Origin of the sequence: Microcoleus sp. ARI1-B5 (genome assembly GCF_036705795.1) — a bacterium.
Taxonomy (GTDB): Bacteria; Cyanobacteriota; Cyanobacteriia; order Cyanobacteriales; family Microcoleaceae; genus Microcoleus.
Genome location: NZ_JAUBVK010000003.1, coordinates 439288 through 460286, shown reverse-complemented (window position 1 = coordinate 460286; position 20999 = coordinate 439288). Strand labels below are relative to the sequence as shown.

The following is a 20999-nucleotide window of genomic DNA, read 5'->3' as shown; positions in this document are numbered from 1 at the left end:
TCCCCCGATAGCTCAGTTGGTAGAGCGCTTGTGTGAAGAACAAGAGGCCGTCAGTTCGACACTGACTTGGGGGATTGCGTTGCCTCATAGCTCAATGGTAGAGCTGCACGCTGTTAACGTGATGGTTGTAGGTTCGAGTCCTACTGAGGCAGCCATTTTACAAAGGGTTAAAAAGTTGGTAAATCATAGTTTAGTAAGTTGAGTAAATGTTATTGGGATGTCGCCTAATTGGTATGGCACCGCTCTTTGAAAGCGGCAAAATGCAGGTTCGATCCCTGCCGTCCCAGTTCTGCTATTGCCAAAGCAGATTAATTATGCTCCTGTAGCCCAATTGGAAGAGGCAGCAGTTTCAAAAATTGTAAAGTGTGAGTTCGAGCCTCACTAGGAGTACCAAATTTTTCACTAAGTTTCTACTTGCTCTTGTGGCGGAATTGGCATACGCGGCAGACTTAAAATTTGTTTTATTGTGAGTTCGAGTCTCACCAGGAGCATGAACGGGATGTGGCGCAATTTGGTAGCGCGGCGGCTTTGGGAGCCGAAGGTTGCAGGTTCAAATCCTGCTATCCCGACTTTACCCCTGTGATGTAATTGGAAAACATCACTCGCTCAGAACGAGTGTTTTTGCAGGTTCGAGGCCTGTCAGGGGTATTAGGTATTATACCTAAAGGCGTGAAATGTGGCGATTTCACTACTCAAATCGTAATAAGTCAACTCCTTTTATATTTTAAGGTTAGCCAACTTGTTATCGATCGCTTGAGTAACAGTTTGTAGGTACTTTTGAGCTTTATCTTCCTTAAAGTATGTAAAGTCAGAAGTATCAACAATCAAAAGTTCTACCCCATTTTTTAAGCAAGCTTCAAGTTTTTTGCGATCGTTGTTTTTAATTTGGCAGAATTTTTTGTCTCCATAAATAGGCTGATAATGGAAAATTCCGTTCAGTTCTATAGCTAGGTTGAGCGAGGGAATATGAATGTCTAGCTCGGTGTTAATAGCATCCTTACGGTTGTAATGTATTTCTAGGTTTGGATAAAGTAGGGATAGCTGAGATTCGAGCCATATTTCAAATTTTGATCGGCGATTGCCTTTGGTTTTGTTTCTGTTTGAATAACTGGCAGAGCAGGAGCGAGAACAAAAATTATTCTTAGTTTGCTTAATCTGGGCTTCTTCTTTGATAAAAATAGTATTGCACCAGCCACAAACAACCTGTTTTCTTTTATTCTGAGCTGACCAATGGCATTCATTAGAACAGAACTGCCTCCAACCTTTTTTTACATCCTGGTTATACTTGCTGGTACAGCGAGTAAATGGCTTCTGACAGTAATCGCACACAACTTCTACTTTGTTAATCATAGGTGTGAGGTATGTGAATAAAAAAATTATAATATAATTTGATAGTTTCAAGTCATGTCGAAAAAATGATAATTTCAAATCTAGCTATCTGCTTAAATGCTGGTGTAGCTCAATCAAGTAGAGCGATTGCTCAATTAAATTTTGCCCTTGTAGCCCAATTGGAAGAGGTGCCTCGCTTAGAACGAGGAGGTTGCTGGTTCGAGGCCAGCCAGGGGTATTTGGTGATATCGCGGGTGAAGTAGCCTGGGTAGGCTTGGAGGTCTCATAAGCCTCTTCATAGCAGGTTCAACTCCTGCCCCCGCCACCAAAAATGCAGGTGTGATGTAATTGGCAACATGAGGCTCTTGTAAAGCTTTTATGCGAGTTCAACTCTCGCCACCTGCTTGTACTAAAATAAGAAGGAGTCTATCTAATTGTGCTAACTTTTCAATAGAAATTACAGCCCTAATTTTTTGTAGCAAATCCGAGTCAAAAGCATGAAACGAATTGCGATCGCCCAAAACACCCTAAAAATTCTCGAAGATGGTTACTACTTGTCCCCGGAAGGGAAGCAGGTTAAGATCGATCGCCAATTAGCATCTTGTATTGCTGGGACGGCATACTACGAACCCGAAGCCCTGTCAGCGATTCAGGAAAATATTCTCTCAGGTACTCCCCAATTCTCGAACACCGAATTTATGGTGAGGAATGAGACGACGCTGGTGGGAGCAGAACGCATAGCGCGATCGCACAAATTTGAAAAAATTGGAGTCCTAAATTTCGCTTCTGCTAAAAATCCTGGTGGTGGATTCATCAGAGGCGCTCAAGCACAAGAAGAGAGCTTAGCACGCAGTTCTGCACTGTACAAAAGCCTTTTAAAATGTCCCAAATACTACGAGTATCATCGCTCTCATAAATCGCTGCTCTACTCGGATCGACTGATCTACTCTCCCGGCTGTTCAGTATTCCGCAAAGATGATGGAACTTTACTTGAGGAACCTTATCTTGTAGATTTCATCACCAGTTGTGCTCCCAATGCCGGTCAGATTTGGAGACAAGAGTCAGAAAGTACGGGAAAAATCCGCGAAACTCTGTACGGACGCGGTGCAAAATTGTTGGCTTTAGCTGTTGACAAAGGTTGCGATGCGCTAGTTTTAGGAGCTTGGGGATGTGGTGTATTTAGAAACGATCCATCTATGGTAGCTCAGATGTTTGCAGATTTATTATTGCCAAAAGGTCTATTTTGCGGCAGATTCAAAAGCGTACTATTTTCTGTACTCGACTCTAGCGAAGAAGGAAAAATATTGGCAGAATTTGATAGTCGATTTTCCTCAAATTAATGGAGATTTTTAATGAGGATGAGCCGTCTATAAAAGCAGTTTTAGATTTTCGATCGCGCGGATATGGTGTAACGGTAGCATTCGAGTCTTCCAAACTCTAGGCACGAGTTCGAGCCTCGTTATCCGCTTGGCTAAATCAACAGTTGACAGTTGACAGTTGACAGTTGACAGTTGATGGTTGACAGTTGACAGCTTGCGCGCTGAGCGCAGTCGTTGGGTTGACAGTTGACAGTTGACAGTTGATAGTTGAAAGTGAGGTTTTATAATTGTTGACAATTGACTGTTACACGTAAACTAAAATATCAAATTTGTTTGCGGGTGTGATGTAAAGGTTAGCATCTGAGTATGCCATTCTCAGCGCATGGGTTCGAGTCCCATCATCCGCTTTTGTAGTCCTGTAACTCAATGGTAGAGCGTTTGCCTTACAAGCAAGGTGTTGCGGGTTCAACTCCTGCCAGGACTACCAATTTATGGGAGTGTAGCTCAATGGATAGAGCGCCGCGCTTCGGACGCGGATGTTGTGGGTTCGAGTCCTACCACTCTCGTTGTTTTTGCTTGATTTTAAGGAGGTTGATTCCATTGAATGGTTAATTTTTTATATTGCAAAACTTACGTATCAGGCTAAAGAAACCGGGTTTTTTATCTAATCTGTTGACGGCAACTAACGATTTTCGTAAAAAACCCGGTTTCTGACCATTGATGCGTAAGTCTTATGTTAAGAGCGATCGCATGAGTGCGTGTCCCAATCTTTGGAGCCTACATACTTTAGTACGAGAGGAAAGGTAACGCTGTTAAAATCAGCGGGCGTTTGAGAACGAGGAGTGCAATGAGCCCGGCAGGTTTGCTTAAAAGTAGCCATCCTTTAAAGAGTGTGTCGCAACTCATCGGCCCAGTCCCTCTAGTAACTGAGAAAACGCAATGCTCTGATAACTTGCACGCAAAGTACGCGCGTGCGCAGCTATCCCGTAGGGAATCGCAAATAAACAAAAAATACGGGAGCGTAACTCAACTGGATAGAGTGTCGAGCTTCTACCTCGAATGTTGTAGGTTCAAGTCCTACCGCTCCTGCTGTCTGGGGTTCGTAGCTTAACTGGAAAAGCATCTAGCTGGCTGCTAGAAAGATGTCGGTTCAAATCCGACCGCAATCCACCATACCAATTTTAGATTTTAGATTTTGGATTGGGGATTTAAGATTGATTTCACAAATCAATCGGGCAGCTAGAATATTCGTCTAAAATTTGGGTTAGGGGCGAGTTAAGACCACTTTAAAAAACTAATTCAACTGTGGGCAATCTCCCAACCCATATCCACTAACTCATCCCCAATCTAAAATCTAAAATCTAAAATATAAAATAGTATAAGGGGTCATAGCTCAATTGGTAGAGCGCTTGCCTTGCACGCAAGAGGTTAGGAGTTCGATTCTCCTTGATTCCATACGGTGTCTGAAGTCGAAGCGGTCGAGACGCTAGCCTGTGAAGCTAGTTATTAGCGGGTTCGAGTCCCGTCGGATACCCCTTGGAAGATGCCGCTAAACGGTTGGCAACAGGCGCAAGAAAACCAGGGTACAGGCAACTGTAAAGGTTCGATTCCTTCATCTTCCTTTTAATATCAAATCCGGTTAATTGCAGCGATAATTGTAGGGACTCAGCACTGCTGTGTCCTTACCGATTCCGCTCGATATGAGAGGGATTTGATATCACCACCGGAATCCGAGAAGCGAGGAACTGTGCTGATAACGCAGAGGTAGAAGGGGCAGTACCTTCCCGGTGGATTTCCTGTAGTCAAGACTTACGCATTAATACCAAAGAAACCGGGTTTTTTACCTAATATGCTGGTGAGTGGAAGGATTTTTGTAAAAAAAACAGGTTTCTGACCACTCGTGTGTAAGTCCTATGTAGTTTGCAGGAATCATGGATATTTTGCATCATGGAAGATGCCGCTAAATGGTCAGCAACTTGTCTTGAAAACAAGGGTACAGGTAACACCTGTAAGGGTTCGATTCCTTCATCTTCCTTAATGAAATATTCTGGGATTTTGCAAAGAGATTTGCTATCCTTTAACTATAGGAACTTTGGGGAGGTCGCCTAAATGGAATGGCACCGTAAAAACTAGGTAAAGCGGCTCTCAAAAGGACGATCGCGTTTGTTGAGTAGGGTAAAAAGTTGCTTCGCGACGTTCCCTGAAATCGCAAACTGGCAGCGGGTTGCAGATGCACTGAAAGGAATTAACAGTCCGAGATGGGGGCAGTTCCCGTCTGCTTGCGGGCAGTAAGGAAGCGCGTTTCCTGAAAGTTGCTGTCGATCGATGCGGGTTCGAGTCCCGTCCTCTCCATTCAAGGTTCAAAAGCGAGAAATTTCAACCCGTGCCCTAACAGTTAAAGCATACATACCCGGCAGTTAACCGACTAAAACCAATGCTTTACGAACTTGCACGGGTTGAATTTCAGAACCTCAGTTGACGTTGAGGTTTACATCGCGATCGCCACTGCCGATCGGGCGCAGTCGGGTCATCAACTGCTTCAACAAGAAGCCATTGCTGTTCCACGCTGTATAAGTAGTAGCCCCTTGTCCCTTTAAGCACAAGGTTTCTCGGGCTTTGTTGTGGCAGATAGTTGCCAGCAGGCTAACGACAGCCACTAAGCCGAGTTCATCGACAAGGGCTTCGAGTTTATCTTGGGTCATTATCAGCGCTCCATGAGAGTATGACACTAATAGTACCATAATCGACGCCTTTTCGACCGCTTTTCGACCGCTTTTAGGGGTCTTTCTTCTCGCCGTTAAGGTTATACTTTTCTATGGCAGCTATGAGCAGTAAGGTAGCCATTGGGATACCTCGGTTCTCTGATAGCTCTTTGAGCTTTTCATGAATCTTTTTGGGCATAGTGACTTTAAGAGAAACTGTGTCTTGCTTTTTCGCGGTCATTTCAGTAGACAGTAAACTACCCTGATTATCTGTCTATCCTGCCTTGAGGCGATAAATATACCGTAAGGATGTCTTAGGGTACTGCGATCGGGCTAATAGTTACTTAACCTCGGGTTCGTCCACGAGGTTGTATTCCTTGACGGCCGCCATGACTAGCAGAGTGGACATAGGAACTCCAGTCTGCTGGGAGATTTTTCTCAGTTTTTCGTGCAAACTCTTGGGAACTGTGACTTTAATCACAGCAGTCTCTTCTTTGTCAGCCATTTCAAGCAGTCATGTTTAGTTGAAACCAGCTTATCCTCTTTCGGAGTACCGATCGCGCCTTACTGCAATTGTCTGTAGGGATGCGGGCGATCGCATTGGTGTCAAAAATCGCATTACACCTGCAGTCCGGCAGGGGTTTAAAACCCTGCCTCAAAGCGAAAGTCCTCTAAAGAGGACTAAGAAAACTAATAAATTCTTTAGTCCTCTTTAGAGGACTTCAGCTATTAGCCAGGGAATTAATTCCCTGGCGGATTGCGGGCGGGCGCGTATTTGTTGACACCAATGGGTCGATCGCACCCTGATAAAATAGTTACAGCAGCGAAACTGCCCGCAAACAAATAAAGAGGTTAAATATGAGAAAACTAATATATTACGTTGCTTCCACCGTTGACGGGTTTATTGCTCGCGAAGATGGCTCATTTGATTGTTTTCCGATGTCAGGAGAGCATTTCGCCGATTTGTTCGAGCGCTTTCCCGAAACTATTCCGGCGCACCTTCACCAAGCACTAGACATTCGCCCAGGTAACAAGCAATTTGATGCTGTTTTGATGGGACGCAAAACCTATGAAGTCGGGCTAAATGTGGGTTTGACTAATCCTTATCCCAGCTTGAAGCAGTATGTCTTTTCGCGCAGTCTGAAAGCCAGCCCAGATGGGAATGTTGCACTGGTTTCGGACAATGCTGTTGAGTTGGTTCAGGAATTGAAGCAGGAAACGGGTAAAGATATCTGGCTGTGCGGTGGCGGTGAGTTAGCGGCAACGGTTGTTTCTGAGATTGATGAGATGATTGTAAAATTGAATCCGGTAGTCATTGGGGCGGGAATTCCGATGTTTGCGAGGGCGATCGCACCTACAAATCTGGAATTGGTCGATCGCAAAATCTACAGTAACGGTTTCATGCTGCTGCATTATCGATTGCAAAAATGAGGTGTTTGGGCGATCGCATCAAATAGCATCCGGTCGTACATCCAGGAATGGATTGGTTTATAATAAGTCTAGATTTGCTAATCATTCAACATAGAAGCCATGAGCATTCAAGTTCTCAAATTAGAATTGATTCAGTGGATTTTGCTATTAAAGGATATTCAACTTTTAAACGAAGTCCAAAAACTGAAAGAAAAGTCACCTGAAAAGACTGCTATCCTCAAACCTCGTCAATTTGGCTGTGGTAAAGGAATTTTTACTTACGTTGCAGATGATTTTGATGAAACACCTCCTGGTTTTGAAGAATATATGTTGCCATGAAATATCTAATTGACACTCACATTCTAATTTGGTTTGTTGAAGGTAACGATCGGCTTGATGAAAATATACGATCGCTGATTGCTAATCCTCTACATGAAATCTATATCAGCCAAGCTAGCCTGTGGGAACTGACTATCAAAATCAGCATCGGTAAGTTATCTTTGTCTATTTCTGTTTCGGAGTTAGAAATATTTCTGATAGACCAGGGGTTTAAAATCATAGAAACTAAGTTTATCCATTACGATAAACTGCAAAATCTCCCTTTTTACCATCAAGATCCTTTCGACCGTCTAATTATTTCTCAAGCCCAAGCAGAAGACTACACTATCATTACACGTGACGATAGGTTCAAACAGTACGATGTAAAATTGTTGTAATCTCCGCTCGTCTTTCACAATGTAAAGATATTCTGTTGCTTGCAGCATTGCTTTTATCAGAAATTGTTCTCATATATTTATATCGTATTTTGAGAAATCCCAGTCAATAATCTGCTGTTAATCCTTATCTTAATTTATCTGCGTTCAGCGGCGTTAATCTGCGGTTGAAAACACCAAACATTTTAGGTGAAATTTATGATTAATTTAAAACACTTCAACTACTATCTAGTGCTCGATCTGGAAGCAACCTGCTGCGATACAGGATCGATCGCCCGAAATCAAATGGAAATTATCGAAATTGGAGCAGTTATGGTAGAGCCACAGACGCTAACAATCGTTGATGAATTTCAAAGCTTCGTCAAACCCATACGCCATCCCATTCTCACCGAATTCTGCAAGTCGTTAACATCGATCGCCCAAACGCAAGTCGATCGAGCTCCAACTTACCCCGAAGCAAGCGCTATGCTGAAAAACTGGCTGTCTGGTTACTCAAACGGTGTATTTGGTTCCTGGGGAGACTTCGATCGCAAACAATTTAAAAAGGATAGCAATTTTCATCAACTCCCTTTTCCCATTGCTTATCCTCACGTCAATCTCAAAAAAGTGTTTTCAGAAACCCAAGGCTTGCCAAAACGGTACGGCATGGAAAAAGCCTTGGAACTTGCAGGTTTACCGCTAGAAGGAACTCATCACCGAGGGATTGACGATGCTAGAAACATCGCTAAATTGTTGCCCTATATTCTAGGTCAAAAAAAGCTTAGCTGAATTTTCATATTTCTCACAAATTACGCATTCCATCTGCGTTAATCTGCGTTAATCCGCCCTCATCTGCGGTTCCAAAAACGTGGAAAGTGCTGCTGTGCGGACGGCAACTGGTTTGGAATACCAGAGTGCAGTGAAAACTGTAGGGGTTCGACTCCTCCACTTTCCGTTGGATTTGAATTTGACATTGAGAATTTAATTCAATCTCGATCGAGACTGACGCACTCGCCAAAGAAACCGGGTTTTTTACAAAAATCTAGGGTTCTCGCCTTTAATACTCGCGAAAAACCCGGTTTCTGAGTCCCATGCACAAGTCCGATCGATCGTCAAATTCAAATCTTTACTTGTCAACTCCAAAGGAGAATAAAATGTAATGTCACGCACCAAATTTGAACGGAAAAAACCCCACGTCAATGTCGGTACGATCGGTCACGTAGACCACGGCAAAACAACCCTAACAGCAGCAATTACCATGACGCTAGCTGCACTGGGTCGCGCCAAGGCTAAAAAGTACGATGAAATCGATGCTGCACCTGAAGAAAAGCAGCGGGGAATCACAATTAATACGGCTCACGTTGAGTATGAAACGGGCGATCGCCATTACGCACACGTTGATTGTCCGGGCCACGCCGACTACGTGAAAAACATGATTGTGGGTGCCGCTCAAATGGATGGTGCGATTCTGGTTGTGGCGGCAACAGATGGTTCGATGCCTCAAACTCGCGAACATATCTTGTTAGCGCGGCAAGTTGGAGTGCCGAAGTTGGTGGTCTTTTTGAATAAGAAAGACATGGTGGACGATGAAGAAATTGTGGAGTTAGTAGAATTAGAAATTCGCGAACTTCTGAGTTCTTACGGTTTCCCCGGCGATGATGTTCCAATAATTGCTGGTTCGGCACTCAAAGCGCTGGAAAAGATGACTGCTAATCCCAAGATTCAGCGCGGCGAGGATGATTGGGTTGACGGCATTTACGATTTGATGGATGCGATCGACTCCTACATTTCGACGCCCGATCGCGATATTGACAAACCTTTCCTGATGGCTGTGGAAGATGTTTTCTCCATCAAAGGTCAGGGAACTGTCGCGACAGGAAAAATCGAACGCGGTCAAATCAAAGCAGGCGATATTGTGGAATTGGTGGGAATCCAAAACACTCGCACCGCCAAAGTTGTCAGCATCGAAATGTTCCAGCAAATTCTTGATTCTGCAATTGCTGGCGATAATGCCGGCTTGTTGCTGCGCGGCATCCAGAAGCACGAAATTGAGCGGGGAATGGTAATTGTCAAACCCGGTTCAATTCAACCTCATACTTTGTTTGAGTCAGAGGTTTACGTGCTGTCGGAAAAAGAAGGTGGCCGCCGAACTCCTTTCTTTGCTGGATATCGCCCTCAGTTTTACGTGCGGACAACGGATGTTACGGGTGCGATCGCATCTTTTACAGCCGATGATGGGATGGCGATCGAGATGGTAATGCCGGGAGATCGCGTTAAGATGACTGTGGATTTGATGCAGGCGATCGCGATCGAACAAGGTATGCGTTTTGCCATTCGCGAAGGCAATCGTACCGTCGGTGCGGGGGTCGTTTCTAAGATTCAGCGGTAGGATGTTGCTGAATTGATAAGTAGCAGAAAAGCCAAACCTATTCGGGTAATTGGCTTTTCTGTTTGCCCCTTTGTAAGGGCGCAGTTGTAAGATGGTTAGTGCGGCGATCGCTAGTCAATAGAAATAACGTTCGTGCCTGCACAACACAGTTGCGTTCAAAAAACGCATGATGCTACAATACGTACATGAATTTTGAGTGGGATGAAAACAAAGCAGCGGCAAATCAGTCAAAGCACGGAGTCTCTTTTGAAGAGGCAAAAACTGTTTTTGACGATCGGCTATATGTCGATTTCTACGATCCAGACCATTCTGATGAGGAAGATCGATATATTATTATTGGAGCATCGCGCCGAGGTCGTTTATTAATAGTGTCGTATACGGAAAGGGGCGATGCAATTCGTTTAATTAGCGCCAGAGAAGTAACCAGAGGGGAGCGAGAAGTTTATGAAGAAGGCTGAAACAGATATGGAAGACGATCTGCGATCGGAATACGATTTGAAGAGCTTGCGAGTGAGAAAGTTAGGCCCTGGACGAAAAAGTTTTGGCGGGCTGAACGTTCATCTGGAACCAGATGTTGCAGAAATATTTCCTGACTCTCAAGCAGTGAATGAAGCTCTAAGATTTTTGATGAGAGTTATGAAAGACAATAAGTATTCTGTCGGTAATATTAGAGGGGATGGCTAGCAGTTAGTGAGGGCAATCGCGATCGAACAAGGTATGCGTTTTGCCATCCGCGAAGGCGATCGTACCGTCGGTGCGGGCGTTGTTTCTAAGATTCAGCGGTAGGATGTTGCTGAATTGATAAGTAGCAGAAAAGCCAAACCTATTCGAGTAATTGGCTTTTCTGTTTGCCCCTTTGTAAGGGCGCAGTTGTAAGATGGTTAGTGCGGCGATCGCTAGTCAATAGAAATAACGTTCGTGCCTGCACAACACAGTTGCGTTCAAAAAACGCATGATGCTACAATACGTACATGAATGTTGAGCCGAGCTCGTTTATTAATAGCGTCGTATTTGGATTTCTTCTATTTCCTGCAGGATAGTTCCTCTGTTCTCTTCTGATAAGTAAATCGAACATTTGAGACGAAAGTACCGATATGAAAGTCAAAATTAGCGACACCTCTACCTTTCTCACCAACTACTTCTAGGGTGAATTCCCCGGAATGACCTGAACTACCGGGATCGAACGAAACATTGTTTGAACCTTGGGTAGGTGCCACCAATTTTACGCTGCCTACTCGCTTGATGATGGGCTGACACTTTTTGATTGAATCCACAACTCCGCCATAATTCCAAAATTCTTTGTACGCCCATTGCTGTCGAACCTCAGCAGGTGCTGCTACACCAGGAAAACCGTGGTTGGTAGCCAAGATAAATGTTAAAAAGATTGCGCACGGAATTAAAATTCTCAACAATGAAAAGTTTAGATTGCTTGTGGATTTACTCCGCTTAAATCTCCCAGCAAGACAAATTCCTAAAAAAGATAGCAAAAACGGCAAATCTAAAAGCTTAAATGACCAATTCAACTTCTGTAGCATCGTCGAGATTGAGTAGAGATACATAGCTAAGCAGCCCACCAGCAAACCGATGATGCAACCTAACACCAGAAACGACGGCTCAATTGCCATTTCTTGTCTTGAAACTTGTCGAGTAACTAGAGCAATCGTGTAGATACCCAGAAGATATAGCGCCAGAGCTATCATTATCAACCAGTAAACCCACTCACCCGGTGTCCCTTGACGATAGTTCAGATAATTGCCTATAGATGTGAGGAATATAATGTCAATCGCTGCTGTTAAAAGCCACGCTAACCTATCTAATAGTGCAACTATATTGTTTCTCATAAGGCGATCGCTCCCAAAAGTATATATTTCCTCGCAATACGACTGTATCTTGATGTTTTACAGAAGTCAATCCTGTAGATACCCCAATAGAAATCGTACTGTCGGTGCCGGTGTCGTCTCCAAGATTCTCAAGTAGGCTAGAGCGCGAGCGGCTAAAATTAGTAGGGTGGGTAAAAGCCCGCCTTACTAATTAGTACAATTATGTTTGAGTTAGTATTGAAGTAATTTAAAATGTGGAATCCGAGCGATCGCACTTAAATCAGGTATTGAGTAAGGTCGATCGAGCTTATACATCGCTAGTTGATTCTACTTCTAACCACTGCATCATTTCTGACTCTGAAAATCCTCCTTTTCCTTTTTGTTCCTTGGCTGACTCCAAAATTGATACAAATTTAGGATCGTTCAGAAGCGAGAGGGTTTCTGAATCGGGATTGTTCCTACCTACAGACCTAGTAAAAATTTTCGTTATCCAGCTTACAATTCTAAGCATGAGCTTACAAAAAACAAACTCGTTATTTCCTAAGATATTATAGAAGCGATCGCCTACAGGTTACGAGTATGACTTCGGCACCGAACACTCCAACAAGCATTATCCGAACAGAACGCGGACTGACGATCGCAGGTACGCGCATCACCCTATACGACGTGATGGACTACCTCACCCCCAGTTATCCGCCCAAATTGATCCGCGAAAAGCTTTGTCTCACAGACGAACAAGTCAATGTCGCCCTTTCCTACATTGAAGCGAATCGCGATCGAGTAGAAGCCGAGTATCAAGAAGTTTTGCAAATAGCAGAAGAAAATCGGCAGTATTGGGAAGAGCGCAATCGCGAACATTTTGCTGGCATCGCTCAACTGCCGCCGAAACCCGGTACAGAAGCTCTCTGGGCAAAACTTCAGGCACAGAAAGCAAAGCACGCATCGGAAGCATGAGTTTTTCGAGCGATAGCAATTTTTTATTCTGTGAATAATCAATCCTATTTGGCAGTCGATCGCTCGCACTCATTCCCAAATTCTCTTGAAATTATCTGCGTCGATCTGTGTCGATGGGCCTTACATCTGCGGTTTTTTGTATCAAGTTTAGTCGATCGATCGCCCTTAAATTAAATGTAGAATAAGGTCGATCGCTCACGATCGCGAAATCGCCGCCGATCGCTCTTTTTGCAGTTCCGGCAATTTGAAAGCCAAAACAATATCTTCTTCAGGAATTCCCGCCGCCATCAACTCGTAAGCAACTCCATCTTCCGTACCGTCGTGTTCGATCCAAAGCTTGTTGTCAATAATTTCAATGTGGATCAGATTTCCGTAAATGCGATAACCGTTTTGCCAGCCTGTTTCGACTAACAAATAGCGATCGCGCTTTTCGTCTAACACTAATTTGACCTCAGCTAGGTCGTCATTACCGAGAAAATCGATATATTCTTGGAGGATTTTTTCAACGATGTCGCGATATTGAAGGTTTAATGAATCCATTGCACGATCGCCTCCTCTGCAGGCTCGAAGGTAACTAAACGAATGATACCATCTTCAATTAAAGTTTGACCTGCTTCTTCTTCAAACACCCTGTGTTTGATGTTTGCGGTAACTGCAAGAAACAGCAAATGTTCGGGATAGTAGCGTTTCAGCAAGCGCTCGTACAGCACAAACTGACCAGTAGCTTGTTCGAGATCCTTCATGTCTGAAAGACTGATAAAACTCTTTACCTCAACCGCTATTTTTTCTGTCCCGCGTTCAGCTCCAAGCATTCGCTCTGCTCCTAAATCGACGAACAAATTTCTGGCGCGAGCTAGACGAATTCGCAACGGATCGTGGGTTATTGTCCAGCCATCTTTGATGAGGGCATTTTTAACAGTTTGGTGATAAATGTCTTTTGCAGGCATAGCGCTTCTATAGTAGCTTGCTGGCTTTTAGCTGGGGTCGATCGCCCTTACACAAAACTCGCGATCGCGCGATCGCCGCAAATATTTACAAAAATAGTTGATTTTTCAGAACAGTTGTGTTATGGTAGTTTAGATGCGGGAGTATAGCTCAGTTGGTTAGAGCAGGTGACTCTTAATCTCAAGGTCGAAGGTTCAAGTCCTTCTACTCCCATCGCTTTCTAAGCCTTATGGCTAAGCCATTTAGGAATCTCACTCAATCTCTGGTTAACGGTTTCCACTCATTTTCCACTCATCTCGTTTTTTAGTCTAACCAAAAAAGAGAGGCATAACAGCCCCTAATATTAAGATTTATTACCCGTCCTAACCAGGCGGGTTTTTTATTGGGCAGACGGTTCATCGTCAACCTGTCTACATATGTAGACACAATGTCTACAGCGCCACTTTTTGCGATCGCTCACCCGGTCTAAACCAGAAAACAAGAAAATCGACCTAAAACGCCAAAATAAAAAAAGCAAAATGGCATTATTCACCTTTGGAGGTAGTGTGTCATGTATTTTCAGGATGGCTAGCCATATGGCTAGCCGTGTGGGAAAATGCCAATAAAAAACCCGCCGGGTTAAGGCGGGTTAGGTTAGAGTTGGGTACGTTGATGGGTTAGATGTCGTTTAATAACTCAGTGATTCTGTCAGGATTAACGTTGTAGACGCTAGCTAATAGAGCAATCTTTCCTGTGTCAGCGCCTAGCTGCTTAAGTACCTTGATAGCAGAACCTAGCGGAATAGCTTGGTTATCTGATTTAGTTAACAAGCCAATAGTAGTATTAGTAGTCTGTCGTTTCTTGTAAACTGTGTCATTCATTGTTGGGCTGTGACCTAAGCTCATGGCACGAGTCTCAAGACTTACCCCGCCCATCATGCCGTTAAGGTTAGCTAGGTGTCGCAATGCGTGAGTCTGAGTAAACTTGCTCCAACTTTTTAAACAATTTCGAGCCGATTTAATGTATTTTCCGACTATTGTTTGCGGATTAGTTGAAACCATATTGAGTCGCGGTGGTTCCCCCGTTTTAATTTCCAACTGTTCTATCAGATTAGGGTGAGTAGGTGGTAACATCGGAACCGTCAAGCGGTAGCCTGTTTTGGTAGTGGTATCCAGTGTCGTTTTATCCCCTACTACAGCAATCGTAGCCAATCAGGTAATCGGCTGAGGTGCTTACAGTGACTGATTTAGATTTTTCGCTCATTTTTCGCTCACTTGACTCACAGTGTTGAGTCTGCTTATTGTGTACAGCTTACGGCAAAGCGCTCGTTTTCCACTCAAGTGCGGAAACAAGTCTTTTGAGATGAGTGATTTATGGGCTGAAATGACGTAAACTCGTTAATTAAGTGAGGGGGTGTAATTCAAGTCCTTCTACTCCCATCCTCAAACAACATAGTACAATCCCACTACCCGCAAGCTGTGGCGAGCTCGTCAATCTTAAAATATTGGAAAGAATATTTGTGTCATTGAGCTTGTACAATAATTTCCATGAACATCCAGCAATTTGTTGAAAATTCCCTCGGACAATGGCGATCGCAGCGCAGCGCCCATCACTTGACATTCCGACACTTTGAAGCCATAGAGTCAGTCATTGATATCGTTGCACTCTCACCCGATGATGCTGCGGTAATCGACCTCTGCAAATCCTACAAAATTGACCCAGCCCAAGCAGTAAACCCCTTTGGGATGGCATGGGAAGGCCAGTCAGATTGGGATGAGAACGCTGAAATGAAAGGCAGTTGTATCCTCGTACCAATCCCAGATCCGACAGTCCCCAATCGCGGTAAATTACTGCGAGACCAAGGATATGCCGAAACCATTCCCGCCGCCGCAGACTATCACATCACAGACGATGGCACCTTTGTCCTGCTCACAAGCTACGATAACGCCGCCGCCGAAGAAAAAATTTGGTTCGCCAATCCCAACCTGCGCTTTCGTGTTTCCCTGATCAAAACCAGTAAAGGAAGTGGAGTTGTAACCGCATCATTTTCCTCAGAAATTCGATCGCTCTCCGGCAAATAAGAAAGGAGGAAACAGCTTATGAATTCAGTTAAAACCAATGATTTAATCACTCTGGCTCATTGGATGGCAGGGGATTTCAGCAACTACAAACAATCCTTTGAAAAACCACAACAATTTGCCCACATTCATATATTTTTCCGGCCCTTACCCTTTGAGTTTTTCAATGCCATTGGCTTTTACTCCGAACAGGTTTATGACCACGATATGTGGACTCCCTACCGTCAAGGAGTCCACAAATTAATAGACCAAGGAGAACAAATTTATATTGAAAATTATAGTCTCAACGATCCAGTACAGTACGCCGGAGCAGCACGGGAATTAAGCATTCTCAAGACAATTAAACCAGATTGCATTCAACGGCGCTACAATTGCTCTATGGTTTTCAAACGAGACGGAGAAATGTTTCGCGGTAGTGTAGAGCCAGGAAACCAGTGTCTCATCGAAAAAAAAGGTTGTTCAACCTACCTCATCAGCGACGTAGAAATTACCTCCACAACCTGGAGCAGTCTCGATCGCGGTATGGATGTAAATACTCACCAACAGATTTGGGGCTCAGATTTTGGCTCCTTACGGTTTGAAAAGCGCCAAAGTTTTGCCGGAGAGCTACCGCCTATCTAATTTTGCCGCCGACGAATTTCCAGGCGACCGCAGCACATACTACAGCCACACCTATTCCCCCAACACACTCCTGGAAAAAAAAAGCACCTGCCTGTAGTACGTGAAACAGCCCGGTCGCACGAAATGTTACATTATGTAAACTTTTCTAATATAACATCTAATTATGGTAAATTTTCACATAACACAATAGTGGAGATTTTTTAAATGGTTTTTGGACCTGCATCTCGACTTGGAGTCAGTTTATTTGAAGAAACACCCTGTTTAGAACTGATTCCAGGACGTTCACAAGAAGAAGTAGAAACCATTATTCGTGCCGTCTACCGGCAAGTTTTGGGTAATGCTTACGTCATGGAAAGCGAACGGGCGACAATTCCTGAATCGCAATTCAAAAGTGGTGCATTGAGTGTACGCGAATTTGTCCGCGCTCTTGCCAAATCCGACGCTTACCGTTCTCGCTTTTTCGATACTTGTCCTCGCTATCGGTTTATTGAACTCAATTTCAAACATCTTCTCGGTCGCGCTCCCGATGGCCTAGAAGAGATGAGAGCTCATAGCACTATCTTAGATACCCAAGGCTTCGAGGCAGATATTGATTCTTACCTCGACAGCGATGAATACCAAAACGCCTACGGCGAAAATATCGTTCCCTACTACCGAGGCTACAAAACCCAACCAGGACAAAACATGGTTGGGTTTACTCATATGTTTGCTCTCTTGCGCGGTGCTTCCAGCAGCGATTTCAAAGGAAGTCTTTCTGGAAAAACCCCAGTTTTGAACAAATACGTGATTCAAGAAACCCCTGTAGCAGTCATTCCTCCTTCCGGCGGTTCAGTTGGGGATGGTTGGTCATTTCCCGATAGACAGCGGGCTGCTAAAAGTGTTTACAACGTCGTGGGTTCTGGTGACGAAGGTAAGGTTTTCCGTATCGAAGTGACTGGCTATCGCACTTCTGCTAAGAATCGGGTTCAAAAAATTCGGCAGAGCAACCAGGTTTATGTAGTGCCTTTTTCCAGACTTTCCCAAGAATATCAACGCATCCACAAACAAGGCGGCGTAATTGCCAGCATCACTGCTGTCAACTAGAAACCGTTTAAACTTCTAGCTTCACGACTTGGGGAATTACCTCCCTGAGCGTGTTTGTAGACAATCCTTAATTCCCTGTTTTGAAGCGTTATTTAGTCTTAGGAGAAACTCAATGAGTGTGGTTTTAGATGCGCCAGTAGAACTTTGGTCTACTGCTAGTTCGGATGATACACAGGCCGTAATTCGGGCAGTTTACAAGCAAGTGTTGGGGAATCCCCACGTGATGGAAAGCGAACGCCTGACTGTGGCAGAATCGCAGTTGTGCGATGGTGCGATAACGGTACGGGAATTTGTGCGCGCTGTCGCAAAATCTGACTTCTATCGCAGTCGGTATTTTGAATCCTGCGCTCCCTACCGCTTTGTCGAGCTAAACTTTAAACATTTGTTAGGTCGCGCTCCCTTAGACCAAGCAGAACTTTCCGAGCATATTCGCACCTGTATCGAAAAAGGCTACGATGCAGAAATTGATTCCTACCTCGACAGTCAAGAGTATCAGGACAAATTTGGCGAAAATACAGTCCCTTATTATCAAGGGGCAAAAAGTCAACTCGGACAAAAGCAAGTTGGCTACAATCGCACCCTTTCCCTGTATCAAGGTTATGCGGGAGTTGACAGTGCTTTTACCGCTTCTCGCTTAGTTGACTTCGTAGCTGGTAATAGTGGTAACAAAATTACTTTACCAACCACAGGCGGTCGTCTTAGTGCTCGTAAAGATGCCACCGAAAAAATGTTCAAGATTTCAGTCAGGGGAGCTAAATTTGATAGCCCTCGCCGAGTGAGTAACACTGAATATCTTGTCTCGGGCGCGAAGATGACTCCGCAAATTCAGCGCATCCATCGCGCTGGCGGAAAAATTGTCAGCATCACCGAAGTTGTTTAAGCCATAGAGTGATGGGGCGAGTATCCCAGCAGTAAATTGATTTTTTGTGGCACAGGCCAGAAAGCCTGTACTCAAAGGCAGGCTTTCTGGCCCACCCCACAGCAAAATAATCTTTCTGCAAAACAGGGATGCTCCCTCCCTCTTGCTGTTGACTTCTTCCTGATTTTTACTCGATCGCGAAACCTTCTGACTTCTTCCTTTTGACTTCTTCCTTGATGGGAAATATTGCCAGAAACAGTAACATTTTTTGACCCTCGAAAACAACTTTATTAACTGTAGGATAAAACCATGTCCAGTTTAACAGCAACTTTCGTCAGTGACCCCGTAGAACTGCGCTCTAATGCAACGGAAGACGACTTACAATTAGTAATTCGTGCTGCTTACCGCCAAGTATTAGGAAACGTCCACTTGATGGAAAGCCAGCGTCTCACCAGTGCCGAATCGTTACTTCGCAATGGCGATATTACAGTACGTGAATTTGTCAGACAAGTGGCAAAATCAGAACTGTATCAATCTCTCTTTTTTAACACCAATTCTCCCTATCGGTTCATTGAGTTAAACTGCAAGCATTTGCTCGGTCGCGCTCCTCTGGAACAAACAGAAATTGCTCAGCACGTCCAAACTTGCAACACCAAAGGCTACGAAGCCGAAATCGATTCTTACATCGATAGTGAGGATTATACCCAAAACTTTGGCGAAAATGTCGTTCCCTATCCTCGGAGCATTCGCAGCCAAACTGGTATCAAGAATGTCGGTTTTAATCGGATGGTATCTTTGCTCGGAGGAGCATCCAGCAGCGATAGCAGCAATAAACCTCAGTTAATTGCGACTGTTGCCAGCAATATACCTCAAAAAATCCAACTTTCTAGCATTGGTTCCAGTGGAACTTCTAGCACTACGGGCAAGCGTTTTCGGATTGCGGCAGCCAAATCTGGTGGTGCTAAGGTCAGAATGAGCAACATCACCTATGAAGTCGGTTATGCTCAACTGTCTCGGCAAATTCAAAATATCCAGAAAACTGGTGGCAAAATTCTGAGCATTACTGAAGTTAGCTAAATATCCACAGGCTTAACTTTTGTTTGAATTTAGGTTGGGTGTCTTCTACTTTCTCTAGAGCGAGTTTATTATTCGCTCTTTTTATATGGGAAAAAAGCCACAAACTTGATTGATAGAAGAAGTCATCAGTCATTAGTCATTAGTGATTAGTCATTAGTCATCAGTCATCAGTCGTTAGTCGTTAGTCATCAGTCATCAGTCATCAGTCATTAGTCATCAGTCATCAGGAAGAAGTAAAAAATCTTTGGTTGGAGCGCGTCCAGGACTGTTTCTAAAATCTAAAATCTAAAATCTAAAATGGTATTACCGCCAATAGCAGACAAAAAAATGCAAGCTTGGATACGAAGTCGTCACCTAATTTTTTCAGGTCAATTTGTGATTTTTGAAACTTTAGACTACCCAGCCGTTGAGAGATTTGAGCAATGTATCACCTGTCTGGGAGGATGCTTAATTTCTGTGGAACCTCTCAAACGAGTGTGGATGGGAAATCACAGACAAGTGATGCTCTATCAAGCGAAAGGAAGTTTGCATACACCCAATCATGAACTGCGACAATATTGGTTCAAATATGGCAGTTTTCAGACGAGATTTGATGAGAGAGTTTAAAGAAACCAGGTTCCTGGTAAAAAAAATGATTTTGGTGTTAAGATAATTGTGGTTAGTTGTACAAAGTGAACTCTGTTGTTTACAGTAAGTAAAAGTCCTGCTCTGTTGCGGTTATGGATATTCACGAAATTGAAGCGTCTCTAGAAAATTCTGATTTTCAATATCGACTTAAGGCGATCGCAGCTCTGAAAGATTACACGCCAGAGATTGCTGTTCCCTTGCTAAAAGCTCGACTCAACGACCCGGAATTTTTAGTACGTACCTTTGTCAGCAGGGGATTTGGACAACAACAAAGCGCCGAATCTTTCGCCGCCTTGCTGCAAATTATCAAATTTGATAACACTCCCAATGTGCGGGCCGAAGCAGCAAATTCCCTGTCGCTGTTCGGTAGGTGCGCTGCATCTCATTTAGTGCTGACTTTTATTCAGGATGACCACTGGCTGGTGCGTCGCAGCATTCTGGCGGCGCTGGTGGATATGGAGTGCTACAACGAACTGTTTGAGGTGTGCGTTGAAGCCTTGGCTGGGGAAGATATGACCACGCAGGAAGTGGCGGTGGATGCACTCGGTGCTTTAGCTGGAACCAGTCAGGAACAAGCGGCACTTGCTCGGTTATTGACGCTGGCTGGTTCTGAGTATGAAGGGATTCGCCAGCACACTGCATCTGCTTTGAAGCATTTTGATGCTCCAGAGGCGAAGGAAGTGTTGAGTCAACTGCGGCAAGACTCCCACCATCGAGTGGTTGCTGCGGCTTTAGAAAATTTGCTTGAGAACAGTTAAGAATATTTTATTTAGTCCTAACCCAGTTTGGCAATATTAGGAAAGTCGGCTCGCACCTTTTCCCTGGGATTAGCAATCAGATTAGGAGCTTGCTCTGGCAGTAATCTCGCTACTCCTAACATTTATAAAAAGTGTTGCTACAAAATAGTGTTGGGGTTTTTTCCTGTACCCTGTTTGTCAGGGACGAATCTGTGGGATTATCGATGTTTGTGCAAGGGTTTTTCTTTCTTCGACGCACCCTACAGGTACTATTGTATCGCCTTGGGAATTAATTGTTTGGCTCTTTCACTTAATTGCATAGCTATGAGAATTGTACTGAGGTAATTGGACAGAATCAAAGTTATCGAAGAGAATTAT

General features: G+C 44.0%; 23 protein-coding genes, 19 tRNA genes and 1 pseudogene. 36 read left to right on the top strand and 7 right to left on the bottom strand.

Going from position 1 to position 20999, the window contains the following annotated elements; genetic code table 11:
• Window position 1 precedes the first annotated feature (1 nt).
• The 6 genes from QUB63_RS07360 (at window position 2) to QUB63_RS07335 (ending at window position 569) form a co-directional block, all read left to right on the top strand.
• A tRNA-Phe gene (locus QUB63_RS07360) sits at window positions 2–74 on the top strand.
• Between the two features lie 6 nt (window positions 75–80).
• A tRNA-Asn gene (locus tag QUB63_RS07355) sits at window positions 81–155 on the top strand.
• A gap of 58 nt (window positions 156–213) precedes the next feature.
• Window positions 214–287 (top strand) — tRNA-Gln (locus tag QUB63_RS07350).
• Between the two features lie 29 nt (window positions 288–316).
• Window positions 317–393 (top strand) — tRNA-Leu (locus tag QUB63_RS07345).
• A gap of 23 nt (window positions 394–416) precedes the next feature.
• Window positions 417–491, top strand: a tRNA-Leu gene (locus QUB63_RS07340).
• A gap of 4 nt (window positions 492–495) precedes the next feature.
• A tRNA-Pro gene (locus QUB63_RS07335) sits at window positions 496–569 on the top strand.
• 148 nt (window positions 570–717) lie between these two features.
• Here the strand turns inward: QUB63_RS07335 and QUB63_RS07330 are convergent.
• Entirely contained in the window at window positions 718–1350 is a 633-nt protein-coding gene (locus QUB63_RS07330; RefSeq protein WP_332944162.1) for a hypothetical protein, read from the bottom strand.
• Window positions 1351–1493: 143 nt separating this feature from the next.
• On the opposite strand from QUB63_RS07330, the gene QUB63_RS07325 reads away from it, so the two are divergent.
• The 12 genes from QUB63_RS07325 to QUB63_RS07270 all read left to right on the top strand — a co-directional run bounded on the left by QUB63_RS07325 (window position 1494) and on the right by QUB63_RS07270 (window position 4683).
• Window positions 1494–1567 (top strand) — tRNA-Leu (locus QUB63_RS07325).
• A gap of 95 nt (window positions 1568–1662) precedes the next feature.
• Window positions 1663–1734, top strand: a tRNA-Thr gene (locus QUB63_RS07320).
• Window positions 1735–1826: 92 nt separating this feature from the next.
• Entirely contained in the window at window positions 1827–2669 is an 843-nt protein-coding gene (locus QUB63_RS07315; protein ID WP_332944161.1) for a TIGR02452 family protein, read from the top strand.
• 57 nt (window positions 2670–2726) lie between these two features.
• Window positions 2727–2797, top strand: a tRNA-Gly gene (locus QUB63_RS07310).
• Between the two features lie 186 nt (window positions 2798–2983).
• Window positions 2984–3055: transfer RNA gene (locus tag QUB63_RS07305), tRNA-Gly, on the top strand.
• A gap of 5 nt (window positions 3056–3060) precedes the next feature.
• Window positions 3061–3135, top strand: a tRNA-Val gene (locus QUB63_RS07300).
• A 6-nt stretch (window positions 3136–3141) separates the two neighbouring features.
• Window positions 3142–3214: transfer RNA gene (locus QUB63_RS07295), tRNA-Arg, on the top strand.
• 449 nt (window positions 3215–3663) lie between these two features.
• A tRNA-Arg gene (locus tag QUB63_RS07290) sits at window positions 3664–3737 on the top strand.
• 7 nt (window positions 3738–3744) lie between these two features.
• Window positions 3745–3821 (top strand) — tRNA-Ala (locus tag QUB63_RS07285).
• 209 nt (window positions 3822–4030) lie between these two features.
• A tRNA-Ala gene (locus QUB63_RS07280) sits at window positions 4031–4103 on the top strand.
• 4 nt (window positions 4104–4107) lie between these two features.
• Window positions 4108–4182 (top strand) — tRNA-His (locus tag QUB63_RS07275).
• Window positions 4183–4597: 415 nt separating this feature from the next.
• A tRNA-Ser gene (locus QUB63_RS07270) sits at window positions 4598–4683 on the top strand.
• 436 nt (window positions 4684–5119) lie between these two features.
• Here QUB63_RS07270 and QUB63_RS07265 read toward each other — a convergent pair.
• On the bottom strand, window positions 5120–5350 hold the full coding sequence (locus QUB63_RS07265) for a hypothetical protein (protein WP_332944159.1): 231 nt from the start codon (window positions 5348–5350) through the stop codon (window positions 5120–5122).
• A 340-nt stretch (window positions 5351–5690) separates the two neighbouring features.
• A complete protein-coding gene (locus QUB63_RS07260; protein WP_332944155.1) occupies window positions 5691–5855 on the bottom strand; it encodes a ribbon-helix-helix domain-containing protein in 165 nt (54 codons plus the stop codon).
• A gap of 353 nt (window positions 5856–6208) precedes the next feature.
• Between QUB63_RS07260 and QUB63_RS07255 the strand changes: the two genes are divergently transcribed.
• The 9 genes and pseudogenes from QUB63_RS07255 to QUB63_RS07215 form a co-directional block, all read left to right on the top strand.
• Window positions 6209–6781 carry a dihydrofolate reductase family protein gene (locus tag QUB63_RS07255; RefSeq protein WP_332944154.1) on the top strand — a complete coding sequence of 191 codons (573 nt, stop codon included), beginning with the start codon at window positions 6209–6211 and terminating at the stop codon, window positions 6779–6781.
• Between the two features lie 99 nt (window positions 6782–6880).
• Window positions 6881–7099 (top strand): hypothetical protein, encoded by a 219-nt coding sequence (locus QUB63_RS07250; RefSeq protein ID WP_332944153.1) that lies wholly within the window; start codon window positions 6881–6883, stop codon window positions 7097–7099.
• The gene (locus QUB63_RS07245) at window positions 7096–7476 is read left to right on the top strand and encodes a type II toxin-antitoxin system VapC family toxin (RefSeq protein ID WP_332944151.1); all 381 of its coding nucleotides are present in this window, start codon (window positions 7096–7098) and stop codon (window positions 7474–7476) included. Before QUB63_RS07250 ends, QUB63_RS07245 begins: the two co-directional genes overlap by 4 nt.
• Before the next feature lie 195 nt (window positions 7477–7671).
• Window positions 7672–8241, top strand: coding sequence for a 3'-5' exonuclease (locus QUB63_RS07240; protein WP_332944149.1), 570 nt, complete (start codon window positions 7672–7674; stop codon window positions 8239–8241).
• Between the two features lie 81 nt (window positions 8242–8322).
• A tRNA-Ser gene (locus QUB63_RS07235) sits at window positions 8323–8407 on the top strand.
• Window positions 8408–8611: 204 nt separating this feature from the next.
• Window positions 8612–9841 (top strand): elongation factor Tu, encoded by a 1230-nt coding sequence (gene tuf / locus QUB63_RS07230; RefSeq protein WP_332944148.1) that lies wholly within the window; start codon window positions 8612–8614, stop codon window positions 9839–9841.
• A gap of 185 nt (window positions 9842–10026) precedes the next feature.
• Complete coding sequence (locus QUB63_RS07225) at window positions 10027–10299, top strand: BrnT family toxin (protein WP_332944147.1); 273 nt, start codon at window positions 10027–10029, stop codon at window positions 10297–10299.
• Window positions 10286–10525 carry a hypothetical protein gene (locus QUB63_RS07220; RefSeq protein ID WP_332944146.1) on the top strand — a complete coding sequence of 80 codons (240 nt, stop codon included), beginning with the start codon at window positions 10286–10288 and terminating at the stop codon, window positions 10523–10525. Before QUB63_RS07225 ends, QUB63_RS07220 begins: the two co-directional genes overlap by 14 nt.
• A pseudogene (locus tag QUB63_RS07215) lies at window positions 10526–10627 on the top strand (hypothetical protein); the annotation flags it as partial.
• A 236-nt stretch (window positions 10628–10863) separates the two neighbouring features.
• Here QUB63_RS07215 and QUB63_RS07210 read toward each other — a convergent pair.
• Window positions 10864–11682, bottom strand: coding sequence for a hypothetical protein (locus QUB63_RS07210; RefSeq protein ID WP_332944144.1), 819 nt, complete (start codon window positions 11680–11682; stop codon window positions 10864–10866).
• 558 nt (window positions 11683–12240) lie between these two features.
• Between QUB63_RS07210 and QUB63_RS07205 the strand changes: the two genes are divergently transcribed.
• The gene (locus QUB63_RS07205; RefSeq protein WP_332944143.1) at window positions 12241–12615 is read left to right on the top strand and encodes a DUF433 domain-containing protein; all 375 of its coding nucleotides are present in this window, start codon (window positions 12241–12243) and stop codon (window positions 12613–12615) included.
• Between the two features lie 195 nt (window positions 12616–12810).
• Here QUB63_RS07205 and QUB63_RS07200 read toward each other — a convergent pair whose 3' ends face one another.
• Window positions 12811–13155 (bottom strand): XisI protein, encoded by a 345-nt coding sequence (locus tag QUB63_RS07200; RefSeq protein WP_332944141.1) that lies wholly within the window; start codon window positions 13153–13155, stop codon window positions 12811–12813.
• The gene (locus QUB63_RS07195; RefSeq protein ID WP_332944139.1) at window positions 13143–13562 is read right to left on the bottom strand and encodes a XisH family protein; all 420 of its coding nucleotides are present in this window, start codon (window positions 13560–13562) and stop codon (window positions 13143–13145) included. Before QUB63_RS07195 ends, QUB63_RS07200 begins: the two co-directional genes overlap by 13 nt.
• 137 nt (window positions 13563–13699) lie before the next feature.
• On the opposite strand from QUB63_RS07195, the gene QUB63_RS07190 reads away from it, so the two are divergent.
• Window positions 13700–13773: transfer RNA gene (locus QUB63_RS07190), tRNA-Lys, on the top strand.
• A 443-nt stretch (window positions 13774–14216) separates the two neighbouring features.
• Here QUB63_RS07190 and QUB63_RS07185 read toward each other — a convergent pair.
• Window positions 14217–14750, bottom strand: a complete 534-nt coding sequence (locus QUB63_RS07185; protein ID WP_332944138.1) for a hypothetical protein — start codon at window positions 14748–14750, stop codon at window positions 14217–14219.
• Between the two features lie 336 nt (window positions 14751–15086).
• Between QUB63_RS07185 and QUB63_RS07180 the strand changes: the two genes are divergently transcribed.
• The 7 genes from QUB63_RS07180 to QUB63_RS07150 all read left to right on the top strand — a co-directional run bounded on the left by QUB63_RS07180 (window position 15087) and on the right by QUB63_RS07150 (window position 20642).
• A complete protein-coding gene (locus QUB63_RS07180) occupies window positions 15087–15620 on the top strand; it encodes a phycobiliprotein lyase (RefSeq protein WP_332944137.1) in 534 nt (177 codons plus the stop codon).
• 18 nt (window positions 15621–15638) lie between these two features.
• On the top strand, window positions 15639–16238 hold the full coding sequence (locus QUB63_RS07175) for a chromophore lyase CpcT/CpeT (protein ID WP_332944136.1): 600 nt from the start codon (window positions 15639–15641) through the stop codon (window positions 16236–16238).
• Between the two features lie 204 nt (window positions 16239–16442).
• Window positions 16443–17321, top strand: coding sequence for a phycobilisome linker polypeptide (locus QUB63_RS07170; RefSeq protein ID WP_332944135.1), 879 nt, complete (start codon window positions 16443–16445; stop codon window positions 17319–17321).
• Window positions 17322–17433: 112 nt separating this feature from the next.
• Entirely contained in the window at window positions 17434–18201 is a 768-nt protein-coding gene (locus QUB63_RS07165) for a phycobilisome rod-core linker polypeptide (RefSeq protein ID WP_332944134.1), read from the top strand.
• 288 nt (window positions 18202–18489) lie between these two features.
• On the top strand, window positions 18490–19257 hold the full coding sequence (locus QUB63_RS07160) for a phycobilisome rod-core linker polypeptide (protein ID WP_332944132.1): 768 nt from the start codon (window positions 18490–18492) through the stop codon (window positions 19255–19257).
• A gap of 297 nt (window positions 19258–19554) precedes the next feature.
• Window positions 19555–19863, top strand: coding sequence for a CpeR family transcriptional regulator (locus QUB63_RS07155; RefSeq protein WP_332944131.1), 309 nt, complete (start codon window positions 19555–19557; stop codon window positions 19861–19863).
• Between the two features lie 113 nt (window positions 19864–19976).
• Window positions 19977–20642, top strand: a complete 666-nt coding sequence (locus QUB63_RS07150; protein WP_332944129.1) for a HEAT repeat domain-containing protein — start codon at window positions 19977–19979, stop codon at window positions 20640–20642.
• The last annotated feature ends 357 nt before the right edge of the window (window positions 20643–20999 follow it).

Excerpts from the sequence above, each read along its gene's own strand:
- QUB63_RS07330 (WP_332944162.1), bottom strand. The coding sequence starts at position 1,350 with ATGATTAACAAAGTAGAAGTTGTGTGCGATTACTGTCAGAAGCCATTT.
- QUB63_RS07315 (WP_332944161.1), top strand. The coding sequence starts at position 1,827 with ATGAAACGAATTGCGATCGCCCAAAACACCCTAAAAATTCTCGAAGAT.
- QUB63_RS07265 (WP_332944159.1), bottom strand. The coding sequence starts at position 5,350 with ATGACCCAAGATAAACTCGAAGCCCTTGTCGATGAACTCGGCTTAGTG.
- QUB63_RS07260 (WP_332944155.1), bottom strand. The coding sequence starts at position 5,855 with ATGGCTGACAAAGAAGAGACTGCTGTGATTAAAGTCACAGTTCCCAAG.
- QUB63_RS07255 (WP_332944154.1), top strand. The coding sequence starts at position 6,209 with ATGAGAAAACTAATATATTACGTTGCTTCCACCGTTGACGGGTTTATT.
- QUB63_RS07250 (WP_332944153.1), top strand. The coding sequence starts at position 6,881 with ATGAGCATTCAAGTTCTCAAATTAGAATTGATTCAGTGGATTTTGCTA.
- QUB63_RS07245 (WP_332944151.1), top strand. The coding sequence starts at position 7,096 with ATGAAATATCTAATTGACACTCACATTCTAATTTGGTTTGTTGAAGGT.
- QUB63_RS07240 (WP_332944149.1), top strand. The coding sequence starts at position 7,672 with ATGATTAATTTAAAACACTTCAACTACTATCTAGTGCTCGATCTGGAA.
- tuf (WP_332944148.1), top strand. The coding sequence starts at position 8,612 with ATGTCACGCACCAAATTTGAACGGAAAAAACCCCACGTCAATGTCGGT.
- QUB63_RS07225 (WP_332944147.1), top strand. The coding sequence starts at position 10,027 with ATGAATTTTGAGTGGGATGAAAACAAAGCAGCGGCAAATCAGTCAAAG.
- QUB63_RS07220 (WP_332944146.1), top strand. The coding sequence starts at position 10,286 with ATGAAGAAGGCTGAAACAGATATGGAAGACGATCTGCGATCGGAATAC.
- QUB63_RS07210 (WP_332944144.1), bottom strand. The coding sequence starts at position 11,682 with ATGAGAAACAATATAGTTGCACTATTAGATAGGTTAGCGTGGCTTTTA.
- QUB63_RS07205 (WP_332944143.1), top strand. The coding sequence starts at position 12,241 with ATGACTTCGGCACCGAACACTCCAACAAGCATTATCCGAACAGAACGC.
- QUB63_RS07200 (WP_332944141.1), bottom strand. The coding sequence starts at position 13,155 with ATGGATTCATTAAACCTTCAATATCGCGACATCGTTGAAAAAATCCTC.
- QUB63_RS07195 (WP_332944139.1), bottom strand. The coding sequence starts at position 13,562 with ATGCCTGCAAAAGACATTTATCACCAAACTGTTAAAAATGCCCTCATC.
- QUB63_RS07180 (WP_332944137.1), top strand. The coding sequence starts at position 15,087 with ATGAACATCCAGCAATTTGTTGAAAATTCCCTCGGACAATGGCGATCG.
- QUB63_RS07175 (WP_332944136.1), top strand. The coding sequence starts at position 15,639 with ATGAATTCAGTTAAAACCAATGATTTAATCACTCTGGCTCATTGGATG.
- QUB63_RS07170 (WP_332944135.1), top strand. The coding sequence starts at position 16,443 with ATGGTTTTTGGACCTGCATCTCGACTTGGAGTCAGTTTATTTGAAGAA.
- QUB63_RS07165 (WP_332944134.1), top strand. The coding sequence starts at position 17,434 with ATGAGTGTGGTTTTAGATGCGCCAGTAGAACTTTGGTCTACTGCTAGT.
- QUB63_RS07160 (WP_332944132.1), top strand. The coding sequence starts at position 18,490 with ATGTCCAGTTTAACAGCAACTTTCGTCAGTGACCCCGTAGAACTGCGC.
- QUB63_RS07155 (WP_332944131.1), top strand. The coding sequence starts at position 19,555 with ATGGTATTACCGCCAATAGCAGACAAAAAAATGCAAGCTTGGATACGA.
- QUB63_RS07150 (WP_332944129.1), top strand. The coding sequence starts at position 19,977 with ATGGATATTCACGAAATTGAAGCGTCTCTAGAAAATTCTGATTTTCAA.